Origin of the sequence: Rhodopseudomonas sp. BR0C11 (assembly GCF_010820945.1) — a bacterium.
Lineage (GTDB): Bacteria > Pseudomonadota > Alphaproteobacteria > Rhizobiales > Xanthobacteraceae > Rhodopseudomonas > Rhodopseudomonas palustris_H.
This window is the reverse complement of the sequence record NZ_QTKI01000089.1, coordinates 1-14,024: the sequence shown is the minus strand read 5'-3', so window position 1 is coordinate 14,024 and position 14,024 is coordinate 1. Positions and strand designations below refer to the sequence as shown.

General features: G+C 65.4%; 13 protein-coding genes and 1 pseudogene. 9 read left to right on the top strand and 5 right to left on the bottom strand.

The features are described 5' to 3' along the window. Positions 1-506, bottom strand: a 506-nt coding sequence (locus tag DYI24_RS09725; RefSeq protein ID WP_164572141.1) for a helicase HerA domain-containing protein, incomplete at its 3' end; no start/stop codon positions are given. A gap of 539 nt (positions 507-1,045) precedes the next feature. Between DYI24_RS09725 and DYI24_RS09720 the strand changes: the two genes are divergently transcribed. Then, positions 1,046-1,435: a hypothetical protein gene (locus DYI24_RS09720; RefSeq protein ID WP_246701211.1), complete on the top strand. Its 390-nt coding sequence runs from the start codon at positions 1,046-1,048 to the stop codon at positions 1,433-1,435. A 24-nt stretch (positions 1,436-1,459) separates the two neighbouring features. Here DYI24_RS09720 and serB read toward each other — a convergent pair whose 3' ends face one another. Further along, complete coding sequence (gene serB / locus DYI24_RS09715) at positions 1,460-2,353, bottom strand: phosphoserine phosphatase SerB (RefSeq protein ID WP_164572140.1); 894 nt, start codon at positions 2,351-2,353, stop codon at positions 1,460-1,462. On the opposite strand from serB, the gene miaA reads away from it, so the two are divergent. The 3 genes from miaA (at position 2,352) to ilvN (ending at position 6,201) form a co-directional block, all read left to right on the top strand. Beyond that, a complete protein-coding gene (miaA, locus tag DYI24_RS09710; RefSeq protein ID WP_164572142.1) occupies positions 2,352-3,302 on the top strand; it encodes a tRNA (adenosine(37)-N6)-dimethylallyltransferase MiaA in 951 nt (316 codons plus the stop codon). The two genes, serB and miaA, sit on opposite strands and share 2 nt — an antisense overlap. Positions 3,303-3,739: 437 nt before the next feature. After that, the gene (locus DYI24_RS09705; protein ID WP_164572139.1) at positions 3,740-5,518 is read left to right on the top strand and encodes an acetolactate synthase 3 large subunit; all 1,779 of its coding nucleotides are present in this window, start codon (positions 3,740-3,742) and stop codon (positions 5,516-5,518) included. Positions 5,519-5,658: 140 nt separating this feature from the next. Then, on the top strand, positions 5,659-6,201 hold the full coding sequence (ilvN, locus tag DYI24_RS09700; protein WP_107343983.1) for an acetolactate synthase small subunit: 543 nt from the start codon (positions 5,659-5,661) through the stop codon (positions 6,199-6,201). 3 nt (positions 6,202-6,204) lie between these two features. Here the strand turns inward: ilvN and DYI24_RS09695 are convergent, their stop codons facing one another. Next, complete coding sequence (locus tag DYI24_RS09695) at positions 6,205-6,603, bottom strand: host attachment family protein (RefSeq protein ID WP_107346539.1); 399 nt, start codon at positions 6,601-6,603, stop codon at positions 6,205-6,207. Positions 6,604-6,814: 211 nt separating this feature from the next. Between DYI24_RS09695 and DYI24_RS09690 the strand changes: the two genes are divergently transcribed. The 5 genes from DYI24_RS09690 to DYI24_RS09670 all read left to right on the top strand — a co-directional run bounded on the left by DYI24_RS09690 (position 6,815) and on the right by DYI24_RS09670 (position 12,185). Then, positions 6,815-7,690 (top strand): EamA family transporter, encoded by an 876-nt coding sequence (locus DYI24_RS09690; RefSeq protein WP_164572138.1) that lies wholly within the window; start codon positions 6,815-6,817, stop codon positions 7,688-7,690. A gap of 192 nt (positions 7,691-7,882) precedes the next feature. After that, positions 7,883-8,902: a ketol-acid reductoisomerase gene (gene ilvC / locus DYI24_RS09685; RefSeq protein WP_107343984.1), complete on the top strand. Its 1,020-nt coding sequence runs from the start codon at positions 7,883-7,885 to the stop codon at positions 8,900-8,902. Between the two features lie 241 nt (positions 8,903-9,143). Continuing rightward, complete coding sequence (locus DYI24_RS09680; RefSeq protein WP_164572137.1) at positions 9,144-9,878, top strand: FadR/GntR family transcriptional regulator; 735 nt, start codon at positions 9,144-9,146, stop codon at positions 9,876-9,878. 98 nt (positions 9,879-9,976) lie between these two features. Next, entirely contained in the window at positions 9,977-11,209 is a 1,233-nt protein-coding gene (locus DYI24_RS09675; RefSeq protein WP_107343986.1) for an ABC transporter substrate-binding protein, read from the top strand. A 124-nt stretch (positions 11,210-11,333) separates the two neighbouring features. After that, a complete protein-coding gene (locus tag DYI24_RS09670) occupies positions 11,334-12,185 on the top strand; it encodes an SDR family oxidoreductase (RefSeq protein ID WP_164572136.1) in 852 nt (283 codons plus the stop codon). A gap of 21 nt (positions 12,186-12,206) precedes the next feature. Here DYI24_RS09670 and DYI24_RS09665 read toward each other — a convergent pair whose 3' ends face one another. Further along, complete coding sequence (locus tag DYI24_RS09665; RefSeq protein WP_164572135.1) at positions 12,207-13,754, bottom strand: ABC transporter permease/substrate-binding protein; 1,548 nt, start codon at positions 13,752-13,754, stop codon at positions 12,207-12,209. Then, positions 13,751-14,024: pseudogene (locus tag DYI24_RS09660) on the bottom strand (ABC transporter ATP-binding protein); the annotation flags it as partial. The gene DYI24_RS09665 and the pseudogene DYI24_RS09660, both read right to left, overlap by 4 nt.

Genomic DNA, 14,024 nt, shown 5'->3' with positions numbered 1-14,024 from the left:
AGCAGCAGCGACACGCCGGTGGATTTGCCGACGCCGGTCGAGCCGAGCACGGCGAAATGCTTCGACAGCATTTCTTCGATGTCGACATAGGCGATCACCGAGGGATCCTGCTGCAGGGTTCCGACATCGATCTGGTCGGAGCCGCTCGGCTCATAGACGATGCGCAGGTCGTCGCTGGAGATCAGGTCTACCGAGTCGCCGATGGTCGGGTAGTTGGTGACGCCGCGTTGGAACTTCGGTCGAAGCGGCCCCGGCAGGATCTCGCCGAGCAGGTCGACCGACGCGACCGCGATATGCTCGTCGGTTTCGGCAAGGTTCTCGCTCGATACCTCGGTGATGATCGCGATGATGGTGGAGCTCGCGGTCCGGATGCTGACGAAGCGGCCCACGGTGGCGCGTACGGCAGAGGGCACCAGCCGGCTCGACGGCAACAGCCCGACGCGCGCACCGGAACCGCGCACCGAGATCACCTTGCCGAACGCCCCTAGAGCAACAGCTTCTGCCATGTCTCGCAAACTCACAGATGAGGAATTTCGAGCGTGACTATGGGCAGCGTTGCTGGACAAACTGTTAAGTGAGCGCTTCCCGATCCTTTCGACAATTGATCAAGTTCGGTGCGTGGCGCAGCCACATCGGTACGATTTTGAGGTAATCGCGCACGCCAAAGTACGTCATTTGAACGATGTTCGCGCGATCCGGATTAACGCGCTGTTGACGATGACATGAGGCGGCGACGAGCAAATGCGCCGCATCTTGGCGAGCAGGTTTCGGCGAGAGGACGTGATGCCGCATTGGAGGATCGGTGAATGGTGGAATCACCGCCACAGACCGATACCCGGCTGACGCCACGGCCTGTTGCGTGGCACGTCCGTTGAAAGCTGGGCCGAGTTCGTGAGCAGCGTCGACAAGTTCCTGAAGGTCATGCGGGAGCATGACACCGCGACTGCGGCGCTGATCGCGTGGTGCCGGCGCCATCATCCTTATGAGGCCGAGGCGATCGCGATCACGCTGCTCGCTGACGAGACGGTGGCGGCGGATTGCTACGATGGACCGTTACAGCCCGCGGGCCGGCGAAACGCTGCGACGCCGCCGGGTCTGGCTGCGCTGGGGCAATCGTGTGCTGTCCGAAGCCGAGAACTGGTATGTGCCGGAGCGGCTGCCGCCGGCCATGCGTGATGCGATTGCCGATGGTGTTCGGCCTTATGGCGCGGTGGTCGCGAGCCTGCGCCCGCAGCGGATCACAACGGTTGCGCTGCGCGCCGATAAGGCCGGCGAGAATGGGGCTCAAGCTGAAGCGGTTCTGGCGCAGTTGGCACGCATCGAGGGCTTCTCGCCGCCCGAGGCTTTCATGCTGCACATCCACGCGGTGATGATGGCGTCGGGAATCGTGCTGGCCGACTTGCGCGAGCACTACCGGCGGGAGCTGCTGCGTTAGCCTGGGACCAAGACAGGGAAGGGATCAGTCGGCGACGAATTCGTCCCGCCGATAGCCCTGCGCATAGAGCAGCGCGGTGAGGTCGCCGAAATCGATACGGCCGTGGGCCGCTGCGGCCACCGCAGGCTTGGCGTGATAGGCGATCCCGAGACCCGCGGCCTGGATCATGCCGAGATCATTGGCGCCATCGCCGACCACCAGGGTGTCGATCGCATCGAGATCGTCGGCTTCGCGCAGCTCCAGCAGCGTCGCCAGCTTGGCGTCGCGGCCGAGGATCGGCTCGGCGACCGTGCCGGTCAGCTTGCCGTCCTGACTGAGAAGCTCATTGGCGCGGTGTTCTGCAAAGCCGAGTCGTTCGGCCACCACATGGGTGAACTGGGTGAAGCCGCCGGACACCAGACAGGTGTAGGCGCCGTGGGCGCGCATCGTCTGCACCACCGCGCGGCCGCCGGGCGTCAGCGTGATCCGGGTGTCCAGCACCTGGCCGATCACCTCGAGCGGCAGGCCCTTGAGCAGCGCGACGCGCTCGCGCAGCGCCGGCTCGAATTCGATCTCGCCGCGCATCGCCCGCTCGGTGATCGCAGCGACATGGTCCTTCAGCCCGACGAAGCCGGCGAGTTCGTCGATGCATTCCTGGCCGATCATGGTCGAATCCATGTCGGCGAGAAAAAGCTTCTTGCGCCGGGTCGCGGCAGGCTGCACCACGACGTCGATCGGCAGATCGCCGCGGGCGGCGCGGAGCCGGTCGGCGAGCACCAGGGGATCTTCGGTGCTGGCAAAGAAGATGTCGGCGGCGATCTCGTCGTGCAGCCAGACCGCTTCGTTGGGCTGGGGCAGCACCGCACGCGCCCCCTCGATCACGGTCGAATCCAGCGCGGGATTGTTCGGATTGCAGATGAGCGTGGCGACGAGCGACATGACAGCGGAAGGTCCGGAACGGCGCGGCCGGCGGCCGGCGGCCGTGCTTATCGCAGGGCCGACCGCCAGCGGCAAGTCGGCCTTGGCGCTGAAGCTGGCACAAGCGAGCGGCGGCACCGTCATCAACACCGATTCGATGCAGGTGTATCGCGACCTTCGCATCATCACCGCCCGGCCGACACTGGACGAGGAGGTGCTGGCGCCGCATCGCCTTTACGGCACGGTCGATGCCGCGGTGAATTTCTCCGCCGGGGCCTATGTCGAGGCCGCCGCTGCGGTGCTGGCCGACGCGCGCGCGGCCGGGCAACTGCCGATCCTGATCGGCGGGACCGGGCTATATTTCAAGGCGCTGACGCGGGGGCTTTCGGCGGTGCCGCCGGTGCCGGCCGAAGTTCGCGACGCGGTGCGGCTGCGGCTCGACCGGGACGGGGTGCAGGCGCTGCACGCGGAGCTGGCGGGCCACGATCCGGAGGCGGCGGCACGGCTGGCGCCGGCCGACCGGACCCGAATCGCGCGGGCGCTGGAGGTCGTGCTGGCGACCGGTCGGCCATTGGCCGACTGGCACCAGCAGGCTTCGCCGCCGCTATTGCCGCCGGACGACGTGGTGGCGGTATTCCTGGCCCCGGATCGCGAGGCGCTGTACGCGCGGATCGACTCCCGATTCGCCGTGATGCTGCAGGCCGGCGCACTGGACGAGGTTGCCGCCTTGGCTGAGCGCCGGCTCGATCCGCTGCTGCCGGCGATGAAAGCCCATGGCGTGCCGGCGTTGATCCGGCACCTGCGCGGCGAAATCGGCCTCGAAGAGGCCGCGGCGATCGGCGCCGCCGACACCCGGCATTATGCCAAACGGCAGTTCACTTGGTTTCGGCACCAACTGCCGGAATTCAAATGGGTGAGGCCGGAGGAGGCGGACGCGTTGCTGAACACTGTCATTCCGGGGCGTGCGTAGCGCGAACCCGGAATGACGCGCTTGGGTAGGGGAGGCGGGCGTGGAGGTTCAGGCACGACGCGCCTGCGCAGACGGCTGCAGCCGGAGCGTACCGGACCCGCGCATCTTACTCCGCAGCATGCCGACTGCCTGTTATTACCGCTCGCGACCACCCCAAAATCCGGCTAAGGTTTGATCCGTACGGGTCTTCCCCCGCCTTGACATTCAGGGTTTGAGGGGTATGGTCCCGCGCAACCTTTGGGAAGCCGAGCCGGCCACATGCGACACAAAATTTCCGACCTGCTTCTCGTCATCGTACCCAGGCGCACCGCCGGGGGTGGATAGACTCCACCCCGCGAACGGACGGTGCGCTGAGGGCCTTCGACGGGCCCTTTTTTATTGCCTGAACCATCCCGAACCACGAACGACAGCGCCCGAAGGCGCATCCGGAGCCAACCATGAGCGACAGCAATAGCCACGATCCGAACCAGATGACCGGTGCGGCGATGATCGTCCGCGCGATGAAGGATCACGGTGTCGAGCACATCTTCGGCTATCCGGGCGGCGCAGTACTTCCGATCTATGACGAGATCTTCCAGCAATCGGACGTCCAACACATTCTGGTCCGCCACGAGCAGGGCGCCGGCCATGCCGCCGAGGGCTATGCGCGCTCGACCGGCAAGCCGGGCGTGGTGCTGGTGACCTCGGGGCCGGGCGCCACCAATATGGTGACCCCGCTCGCCGACGCGCTGATGGATTCGATCCCGCTGGTGTGCATCACCGGCCAGGTGCCGACCCATCTGATCGGCAACGACGCCTTCCAGGAATGCGACACCGTCGGCATCACCCGGCCGTGCACCAAGCACAACTGGCTGGTGCGCCGGATCGAGGATCTGCCGAAGGTGCTGCACGAGGCGTTTTACGTCGCGACCAGCGGCCGTCCGGGTCCGGTGGTGGTCGACGTGCCGAAGGACGTGCAGTTCGCGACCGGCACCTATCATCCGCCGCGCAAGGCCGACGTCCACGTCTCCTACGTGCCGAACAAGAAGGGCGACCCTGCTCAGATCCGCAAGGCGGTGGCACTGCTGGCGAATGCCAAGCGCCCGGTGATCTATTCCGGCGGCGGCGTGGTCAATTCCGGCCCCGAAGCGTCGCGGCTGCTGCGTGAGCTGGTCGAGATCACCGACTTCCCGATCACCTCGACGCTGATGGGCCTCGGCGCCTATCCGGCCTCGGGCAAGAACTGGCTCGGTATGCTGGGCATGCACGGCACCTACGAAGCCAACATGACGATGCATGGTTGCGACGTCATGCTGTGCATCGGCGCGCGGTTCGACGACCGGATCACCGGCCGTACCGACGCGTTCGCGCCGAACGCCAAGAAGATCCACATCGACATTGATCCGTCGTCGATCAACAAGAACATCCGGGTCGACGTGCCGATCATCGGCGACGTCGCCACGGTGCTCGAGGATCTGCTCGGCGTCTTCAAGGCCGAGGCCAAGAAGCCCGACATCAAGCAGTGGTGGCAGCAGGTCGCGACCTGGCGCGCGCGCAACTCGCTCGCCTACAAGAAGAACAACGATGTCATCATGCCGCAATACGCGATCCAGCGGCTGTACGAGGCGACCCGCGGCCGTGATACCTACATCACGACCGAAGTCGGTCAGCATCAGATGTGGGCGGCGCAGTTCTACGGCTTCGAACAGCCGAAGCGCTGGATGACCTCCGGCGGCCTCGGCACCATGGGCTACGGCCTGCCGGCAGCCCTCGGCGTGCAGGTGGCGCATCGCGACAGCCTCGTCGTCGACATCGCCGGCGATGCCTCGGTGCAGATGACGATCCAGGAGATGGCGACAGCGGTGCAGTACGAACTGCCGATCAAGATCTTCATCTTGAACAACCAGTACATGGGCATGGTTCGGCAGTGGCAGCAGCTATTGCACGGCAACCGGCTGTCGCACTCCTACACCGAAGCGATGCCCGACTTCGTCAAGCTGGCTGAAGCTTACGGCGCGGTCGGCATGCAGGTGATCAAGCCGTCCGATCTCGACGGCGCGATCCAGGACATGATCAAGGTGAACAAGCCGGTGCTGTTCGACTGCCGGGTTGCCGCGCTGGAGAACTGCTTCCCGATGATCCCGTCGGGCAAGGCGCACAACGAAATGCTGTTGCCGGCCGAAGCCACCGACGAAGCCACCGCAGCCGCCTTCGCCGGCGGCAAGGCGCTGGTGTGATCCAAGGCGCTTCGCTTCAACAACGACGTCATGCGCGGGCTTGACCCGCGCATCCATCGATCTTCGCAAGAATGATGGATTGCCGGGTCAAGCCCGGCAATGACGCTCACTGATAATTCGGCTCAAACCTGAGAACAGACATGACCCAGCCCGCATCCGCTTACTTCATGGAAGAGCGCCACGATCCGAACGAGACTCACACGCTGTCGGTGATCGTGCAGAACGAGCCCGGCGTTCTGGCCCGAGTGATCGGGTTGTTCTCGGGCCGCGGCTACAACATCGAAAGTCTCACGGTGTCGGAGACCGAGGCGCAGAAGCACCTGTCCCGGATCACCATCGTCACCACCGGCACGCCGATGGTGATCCAGCAGATCAAGAACCAGCTCGACCGTATGGTCCCGGTGTATCGCGTCGTCGACATGACGCTGAGCGGCCGTTCGATCGAGCGCGAGCTTGCGATGGTCAAGCTGCGCGGCGTCGGCGAGCATCGCGTTGAATCGCTGCGGCTCGCCGAGGCCTTCCGCGCCCGGGTGATCGACGCCTCGACCGAGAGCTTCGTGTTCGAGATCACCGGCAACTCGTCGAAGATCAATCAGTTCATCGAGCTGATGCGCCCGCTCGGCCTGGTCGAAGTGGTGCGCACCGGCGTCGCCGCGATCGGCCGCGGCGCAGAGGGGATGTAACCGCTACGCCGCGATCGCCTCGGCGATCTGATCGAGCGGGTGATTGGTGAGATCCTTCGCCAGCGAGCGGATCAGCGAGGCTTCGACGGTCTTGTGCAGGATCGGGCGCATCTGACCGAGCGTCTGCGGGTCGGCGACCAGCACCAGCTGGTCGAACTCGCCGTCGAGCTTCATCTTGTTCAGCGTGTTGGTGAGCTGCTTGGCGAAGGTCGCTTCGTCGGTCTGGCTCTGGCTCTGCTCCTCGGGGCGCGAGCCCGACGGGCCGTCGTCGTCCAAATTGGTCGGCTCGAGCTTGCGCTCCTGGCGCAGCGTCACGTCGGCCGGCTTGCCGGTGTTGCGCAGCAGCAAGGCGCCGCGGCCATCAGCGACGACGACGAGCGTGTTGTGCGGAATCAGCGTCATATCCGGATCGTCCTTTCGATAGTAGCGCCCGGCGTGGGTGTTGGCCGGGCGTCCATTCGCCAACCGGATGCCCCGATGTTTCGTTCCCGGCTGCGGCATCGTTGCGCGGGATACAGCTCCGCGTGCGGGGCGGGTTACCGGGTGCGAACGGATCAGCTACGACCGAGGGAACGCGGCGCGGTTGGTGCCGGACGAGGGGACGGAAACGACGATGAAGCCCGCCGATACGGCGCTCGCCGTTCTGGTGGCGGTGATCTGGGGCCTCGGCTTCGTGTTCACGCGCTACGCGCTGACCGAAATGTCTCCGTCGCTGCTCAACCTGCTGCGTTTCGCCATCACGGCGCTGCCGTGCCTGCTGCTGCCGCGACCGAAACTGGCGTGGCCGGTGTGGATCGGCATCAGCCTGCTGCTGGTTTGGCAGTATCTCACCCAGACCTATGGCATCGCCCACGGCGTTCCGGCCGGATTGACCGCGGTGATCGTGCAGAGCCAAGCGTTGTTTACGGTAGGGTTCGCGGCGCTGTTGCTGGGCGAGCGGCCGACCGGGGCGCAATTGGCCGGCATTGCGGTCGCCGCCTGCGGTCTGCTGATGATCTGCTTGACGGTGGGCTACGACTTCACCGTGCTGGCCTTCGCCGTAACGATGACCGCCCCGATCAGCTTCGCCTTCACCAATCTGTTGCTGCGCCGCGCCCGCGACGTGCCGATGCTCGACCTGTTTGCCTGGATCAGCCTGGCGTCGCTGCCGCCGCTCGCCTTGGCCGCCTGGGTCAGCGATGGCGGCCCGGCCATCGTCCAGTCGCTGACGCATCTGTCGCCCGGCGTGATGGGCGCGATGCTGGCGCTGTCGGTGGGCTCGACCACCATCGGCTATTGGATCTGGGGACGGCTGCTGCACGCCTATAGCGCTGCCCAGGTTGTGCCCTTTGCTTTGCTGGTGCCGTTCATCGGGGCGGGGGCGTCGAGCGTGGTGTTCGGGGAGACGTTTGGGCCGCTGCGGCTCACCGGGATGCTGATCGTGGTCGCGGGCCTTGCGATCATGCTGCTGTTCGGCCGCGCCCGGCCGCCGCTGCCGGAGGTGGGCTGAGCGCCGAAAGTCGTAGGATTGGCGGTTTTCCGCATCGCGGCAGCCATGCTGTCCTAACCGCCACAAATCGCCGCCGCGGGCTTGTGTCCGGGCACCCGGACCCCTAAAAACCAGCGGCAATTCAACGGTCGGCCGGCATGGCCCGATCATACCAGCACGGGCGGGACGGGCCGCCGAGAAAGAGGAACGAGGATGCGAGTTTACTACGATCGCGACGCCGATCTGAACCTGATCAAGGGCAAGAAGGTCGCCGTCATCGGCTATGGCAGCCAGGGCCATGCCCACGCGCTGAACCTGAAGGATTCGGGCGTCAAGGACGTCGCGATCGCGCTGCGCAAGGGCTCGGCGTCGGCCAAGAAGGCCGAGAACGCCGGCTTCAAGGTCATGGACGTCGCCGAAGCCGCCAAGTGGGCCGACGTGATGATGATGCTGACGCCGGACGAATTGCAGGCCGACATCTATCGCGAGCATCTGCACGACAACATGAAGCAGGGCGCGGCGCTGCTGTTCGCCCACGGCCTCAACGTTCACTTCAACCTGATCGAGCCGCGCGCCGACCTCGACGTGCTGATGGTCGCGCCGAAGGGCCCGGGCCACACCGTGCGCTCCGAGTATCAGCGCGGCGGCGGCGTGCCCTGCCTGATCGCGATCCACAAGGACGCCTCGGGCAACGCCCATGACCTCGGCCTGTCGTACGCTTCGGCGATCGGCGGCGGCCGCGCCGGCATCATCGAAACCACCTTCCGCGAGGAATGCGAGACCGACCTGTTCGGCGAGCAGGTGGTGCTGTGCGGCGGTCTGGTCGAGCTGATCAAGGGCGGTTTCGAGACCCTGGTCGAAGCCGGCTACGCGCCGGAAATGGCCTACTTCGAGTGCCTGCACGAAGTGAAGCTGATCGTCGACCTGATCTATGAAGGCGGCATCGCCAACATGAACTACTCGATCTCCAACACAGCGGAGTACGGCGAGTACGTCACCGGTCCGCGCATCATCACTGCCGAGACCAAGGCGGAGATGAAGCGGGTGCTGGAAGACATTCAGAACGGCATCTTCACCCGCAACTGGATGCTCGAGAACAAGGTCAACCAGACCTCGTTCAAGGCCACCCGCGCCAAGCTGGCGCAGCACCCGATCGAGGAAGTCGGCGCCAAGCTGCGCGACATGATGCCCTGGATCAAGAAGGGCGCGCTGGTCGACAAGTCGAAGAACTAAGCAGCCTCTGCTGCGTCATTGCGAGCCAACGGGTCCGGCCTCTGGCCGGCCCGAGGACAGGCTCCGCGAAGCAATCCAGAAGCTCCAGCAGAGACTGGATTGCTTCGTCGCTTCGCTCCTCGCAATGACATGTCATCAAACGGGATCGCGGCGACGCGGTCCCGTTTTTCGTTTGGCGCCGGTGCAATCCGCCGCAGCCTCACCTGCTTGATCTGGTCTGACCAGATTGGTAGGGTCACTTATGGCAGCCCCGCTCAACTCTGAAACCTCCCACACGGTACGCAAGACGCTGGAGTTCGTGCAGCATCATCGGCTGGCGAAGGGCGATCGGCTGCCGTCGGAGCGGGAACTGTCGGAGCGCTTCGGGGTGGCGCGCAGCTCGGTGCGCGAGGCGCTGGCCGTGCTGGACGCGATGCGCATCACCGAACGCCGGCCGAAATCGGGCATCTATCTGCGTAACGCCGTCGAGGATGGCGGGCTTGAGGCGCTGGTGCTGCAAGCCGACCTGGGGCTCACCTTCGATCCGCAAGTCACCCGCGATGTCACCGAGGCCCGGATCATCTGCGAAGAGCAGGCGCTGCGGCTGGCCTGCCGGCGGCGGACCGACGCCGATCTCTCCAAGCTCCATCAGACACTGCAAGCCTACGCCGCGACGATCCAGGCCGGCGGCGACATGGCCGAAGCGGATGTCGAATTCCATCTCGCGTTGGTGGCCGCCGGCCAGAATCGCATTCTGGTGCGGACGTTGACGCCGCTGATGCTGATGAGCCGGCGCTGGCGGGAGCGCTACTTCGAGTCCGACGCGATCCGCCGCCGGTCGCTCGACGATCATCGCGCTTTCGTCGCTGCGATCGAGGCGCGTGACGAAGCGGTGGCCGCGACGCTGGTGCGCCGCCACGTCGAAACCGCCGCGGCCGACGTTCGCGCGCTGGCGGAGCAGGGCGGCTCGGCCGCTACCCAAACGAATACAACCTGAAACATCCGCGTCGCTGACGCGCCACAACAGCCCCGGTCAACGGGAGAGCTTCGCGCGGCGCCTGCCGTATCGAGGAAACGCAAGAAGAAGGATCAAAAATGCGTATGACGACGACTTCCGTGGCTGCCCTGGCGGCCGCGATCGCGATGCTGGCTGCAGGGCCGGCGCTTGCTCAGAAGAAGTACGGCCCCGGTGCCAGCGATACCGAGATCAAGCTCGGCAACACCGTGCCGTATAGCGGTCCGGCTTCGGCTTACGGCATCCTCGGCAAGACCTATGCGGCGTACTTCAAGAAGATCAACGAAGAAGGCGGCATCAACGGCCGCAAGATCAACGTGATTTCCTACGACGATGCGTACTCGCCGCCGAAGACGGTCGAGCAGACCCGCAAGCTGGTCGAGAGCGACGAGGTGATGGCGATCGTTGGTAACGTCGGCACTGCGTCGAACGTCGCGATCCAGAAGTATCTCAACGCCCGCAAGGTGCCGCAGTTGTTCCTCGCCACCGGCGCCACCCGCTGGAACGATCCGAAGCAGTTCCCGTGGACGATGGGCTGGCTGCCGAGCTATCAGGCCGAAGCCACCGCCTACGCCAAGTATCTGTTGAAGGAGAAGCCGAACGCCAAGATCGGCGTGCTCTATCAGAATGACGATTTCGGCAAGGATTACATTCGTGGCCTGAAGGAAGGGCTGGGCGACAAGGCGGCGTCGATGCTCATCGCCGAGGCCAGTTACGAAGTCGCGGAGCCCACCATCGACTCGCAGATCGTCAAGCTGAAGGCGTCCGGCGCCGACACGCTGTTCTCGTTCGCCACCGGCAAGTTTGCCGCGCAGTCGATCAAGAAGGTCGCCGAACTCGGCTGGAAGCCGCTGCACATCGTGCCGAACGCCTCGTCGTCGCTCGGCACCGTGCTGAAGCCGGCCGGCCTCGAGAACGCACAGGATCTGGTGTCTGCCACTTTCGCCAAGGACCCGACCGATCCGCAGTGGAACGACGACCCGGGCATGAAGAAATTCCATGCCTTCGTCGAAAAATACATCCCCGAAGGTAAGGCGATGGAAAGCACCGTGCTGTCCGGCTACAGCATCGCTCAGACGATGGAGCAGGCGCTCAGGATGTGCGGCGACGATCTGTCCCGCGAGAACCTGATGAAGCAGGCGGCCAATATGAAGGGTGTGCAGCTCGACGGCCTGTTGCCGGGCGTCACCGTCAACACCTCGCCGACCGATTTCGCGCCGATCGATCAGTTCCAGATGATGAGCTTCAAGGGCGAGCGCTGGCAGCGCTTCGGCGATGTCATCAAGGGCGAGGTGGCCGAAGCGGGGCGGTAACGCAGCTTCAGCGCGCCGCGCGCTTAGCCTCGCGGCGCGCTCTACCAACTGTCATAAACGGGATCGCGGTGACGCGGTCCCGTTTTGCTGTGGTAGAATGCCCGGCGTTCGAACGGAGCAAGCCATGAAGTCTATCGTCATCACCGGCGTGTCCACCGGGATCGGTCATGCCATTGCGCGGATGCTGCTGGACAAGGGATTCCGGGTATTCGGCAGCGTGCGGAAGCACAGCGATGCCGAGCGGCTGATTGTCGAATTGGGGTCCGGCTTCACCCCGCTGGTGTTCGACGTTACGGATGAAGCCGCGGTCCGGGCCGCGGCGGACGAGGTGCGCGCGGCGCTCGACGGCGAGACGCTTGCCGGGCTCGTCAATAATGCCGGCATTGCGGTGGCTGGCCCGGTGCTCGATCTGCCGGCCGATGAATTCCGCCGCCAGTTCGAGGTCAATGTGATCGGGCCGATCCTCGCGACCCAGGCGTTCGGGCCGCTGCTCGGCACCGACCGGTCGCTGCGCGGCGAGCCGGGGCGGGTCGTGATGATGTCGTCGATCGCCGCCAAGTTCGGCAATCCGCTGATGGCTGCATACTCCGCCTCCAAGCACGCGCTGAACGGCCTGTCGGACGGGCTGCGGCGCGAGCTAATGCTGTTCGGCATTGACGTGGTGGTGATCATGCCGGGCGCGGTGAAAACGCCGATCTGGGGCAAGGCCGAGCGGGAGGACGTGTCGCGGTTTGCGAACTCGCCGTTCTATCCGGCGCTGCAGAAGCTGCGCGCGCTGTTGCCTGAGATGGACGAAAGCGGCCTGCCGCCGGAGACGATCGCCCAACGCGTCTATGACGCGCTGACCGCGCCGTCACCCAAGGCGCACGACGTCATCACCCCGGGTCCGCTGCAGTTCTGGCTGTCGACCAAGCTGCCGCCGCGCTGGATCGACAAGATTGTTGCGAAACGGCTGGGACTGAAGCCGAAGACGTAGCCCCTCCGTTCGGCGAGTTGATCAGCGTGGTTTTACGCGCTCCCACAACGCGCGCGCCGCCGCGTCCGGTGTGCTGCCTGATCCAGCCTGCAAGTTAGCGGCGCGCATCGCTTCGATATCGATACGATCGAGCAGTCGCTGCAGGGCGGTGCGTAGTTTAGTGTCGTTTGCGCGCTTCGGCGCGAGCAGCAGCACCGCGTCGTAGGGCGGGATCGTTTGCTTCGGATCGTCGAGCACGACGAGGTCGTATTTCGCGATCAGCCCGTCCGAGGTGTAGCCGGCGATGAGATCGACTTCGCCGGAGGCGACGGCGGCGTACATGAAATCCGGCTGCATCTGCCGTTCGGTCTTGAAAGCGAGCCCATAGGCGCTGCGCAGGTTGGCCCATTCCGGCCGCGAGAAGAACTCGTAGTCGCCGGCGATCGTCATCGACGGTGCGCGGGCGGCGAGGTCGGCGATCGAACGGATCTTCATCACCTCGGCTTTGGCGCGCGGCATCACCAGCGCATAGGCATTGGCGAAGCCCAGTTCGCCGAGCAGGGTGATGCCGTCTTTGGCGAGATCCTGCTTCAGCTCGGCAAGCACCTGATCGCGCGCGGCAATGCCGGGGTGTTTGAACTGGTTGGCCCACAGCGTGCCGGAGTAATCCACATAGGCGTCGATGTCGCCGCTTCTGAGCGCGTCGTAGATCACGCTGGAGCCAAGGCCGGCGCGCGTCGTCGCGGTCAGGCCGCTGGCCTCGAGGCGCTGCTGCAGCAACGCGGCGAGCACATACTGCTCGGTGAAGGTCTTAGCGCCGATCACGTAGGAGCTGCGCCCCGCGGTGGCCGGCAGCAACGTCGCGATCACGATGGCGGCGATGCCCGCCGACCCCAGTCCGATCCGCCAACGGCTGCCGCGCCGCAGACCGATCTCCACCAGCGCGAGCAACTGATCGACGGCGAGCGCCAGCACGGCGGCGGCGGCGCAGCCGAACAGCACCAGAATCCAATTCTGAGTCTGCAGGCCGGCGAAGATGTAATTGCCGAGACTGGTCTGGCCGATCGGCGTCGACAGCGTCGCAGTGCCGATCACCCACACCGCGGCGGTACGAATGCCGCCCATGATCACCGGCAGCGCCAGCGGCAGTTCGACCATGATCAGCACCTGACGCTCGGTCATCCCGACACCCTCGGCGGCTTCGATCAGCGCCGGGTCGACACCATCGAGCCCGGTGATGGTGTTGCGCAGCACCGGCAGCATCGAATACAGCGCCAGCGCCAGCACCGCGGGCAGGAAGCCGAAAGCGGAGAAGCCGACGCCGAACACGCTCATCGACAACGCCGCGAGTGCCAGCAGCAGCGGATAGAACAGCGCCAGCAGCGCAAGGCCAGGGATGGTCTGCACCACGCCGGCAAAGCCGAGCAGGGTGCCGCGGAGCAGTGGACGATGGCGTGCGAAGATGGCCAGCGGCAGGCTAACGATCAGCCCGAGCGCGAGGGCCGCCAGACTGACGCGAACATGCGCGCCGAGATAATCGGGCAGAGTGCTCAGCGCGTCGTGCCAGCGCGGATCGGCGAACAGGCTCATGCCGCGCCGTCCCGCGGCAGCAACGCGCCGAGCCGCTGCGCCTGCCGACGTGGCGTCTGCAAGAGTTCAGCGACGTAGGCATCTCGGCTGTCTGCAAGTTCGGTTGCGCTGCCGAGCGCCAGCAGCCGTCCGCGGTGCACCACCGCGATCCGGTCTGCGAGTAGCAACGCTTCGGTAATGTCATGGGTGATCAGCACGGTGGTGAGCTTCAGCCGGTCGTGCAGCGCGCGAAAGTCTTCACCGAGTGCATCGCGGGTCAGCGGATCGAGC

What these genes read in the sequence shown, in the direction of transcription:
- DYI24_RS09720 (WP_246701211.1), top strand. Translation starts at nt 1,046, where the DNA reads ATGGACCGTTACAGCCCGCGGGCCGGCGAAACGCTGCGACGCCGCCGG.
- miaA (WP_164572142.1), top strand. Translation starts at nt 2,352, where the DNA reads ATGACAGCGGAAGGTCCGGAACGGCGCGGCCGGCGGCCGGCGGCCGTG.
- serB (WP_164572140.1), bottom strand. Translation starts at nt 2,353, where the DNA reads ATGTCGCTCGTCGCCACGCTCATCTGCAATCCGAACAATCCCGCGCTG.
- DYI24_RS09705 (WP_164572139.1), top strand. Translation starts at nt 3,740, where the DNA reads ATGAGCGACAGCAATAGCCACGATCCGAACCAGATGACCGGTGCGGCG.
- ilvN (WP_107343983.1), top strand. Translation starts at nt 5,659, where the DNA reads ATGACCCAGCCCGCATCCGCTTACTTCATGGAAGAGCGCCACGATCCG.
- DYI24_RS09695 (WP_107346539.1), bottom strand. Translation starts at nt 6,603, where the DNA reads ATGACGCTGATTCCGCACAACACGCTCGTCGTCGTCGCTGATGGCCGC.
- DYI24_RS09690 (WP_164572138.1), top strand. Translation starts at nt 6,815, where the DNA reads ATGAAGCCCGCCGATACGGCGCTCGCCGTTCTGGTGGCGGTGATCTGG.
- ilvC (WP_107343984.1), top strand. Translation starts at nt 7,883, where the DNA reads ATGCGAGTTTACTACGATCGCGACGCCGATCTGAACCTGATCAAGGGC.
- DYI24_RS09680 (WP_164572137.1), top strand. Translation starts at nt 9,144, where the DNA reads ATGGCAGCCCCGCTCAACTCTGAAACCTCCCACACGGTACGCAAGACG.
- DYI24_RS09675 (WP_107343986.1), top strand. Translation starts at nt 9,977, where the DNA reads ATGCGTATGACGACGACTTCCGTGGCTGCCCTGGCGGCCGCGATCGCG.
- DYI24_RS09670 (WP_164572136.1), top strand. Translation starts at nt 11,334, where the DNA reads ATGAAGTCTATCGTCATCACCGGCGTGTCCACCGGGATCGGTCATGCC.
- DYI24_RS09665 (WP_164572135.1), bottom strand. Translation starts at nt 13,754, where the DNA reads ATGAGCCTGTTCGCCGATCCGCGCTGGCACGACGCGCTGAGCACTCTG.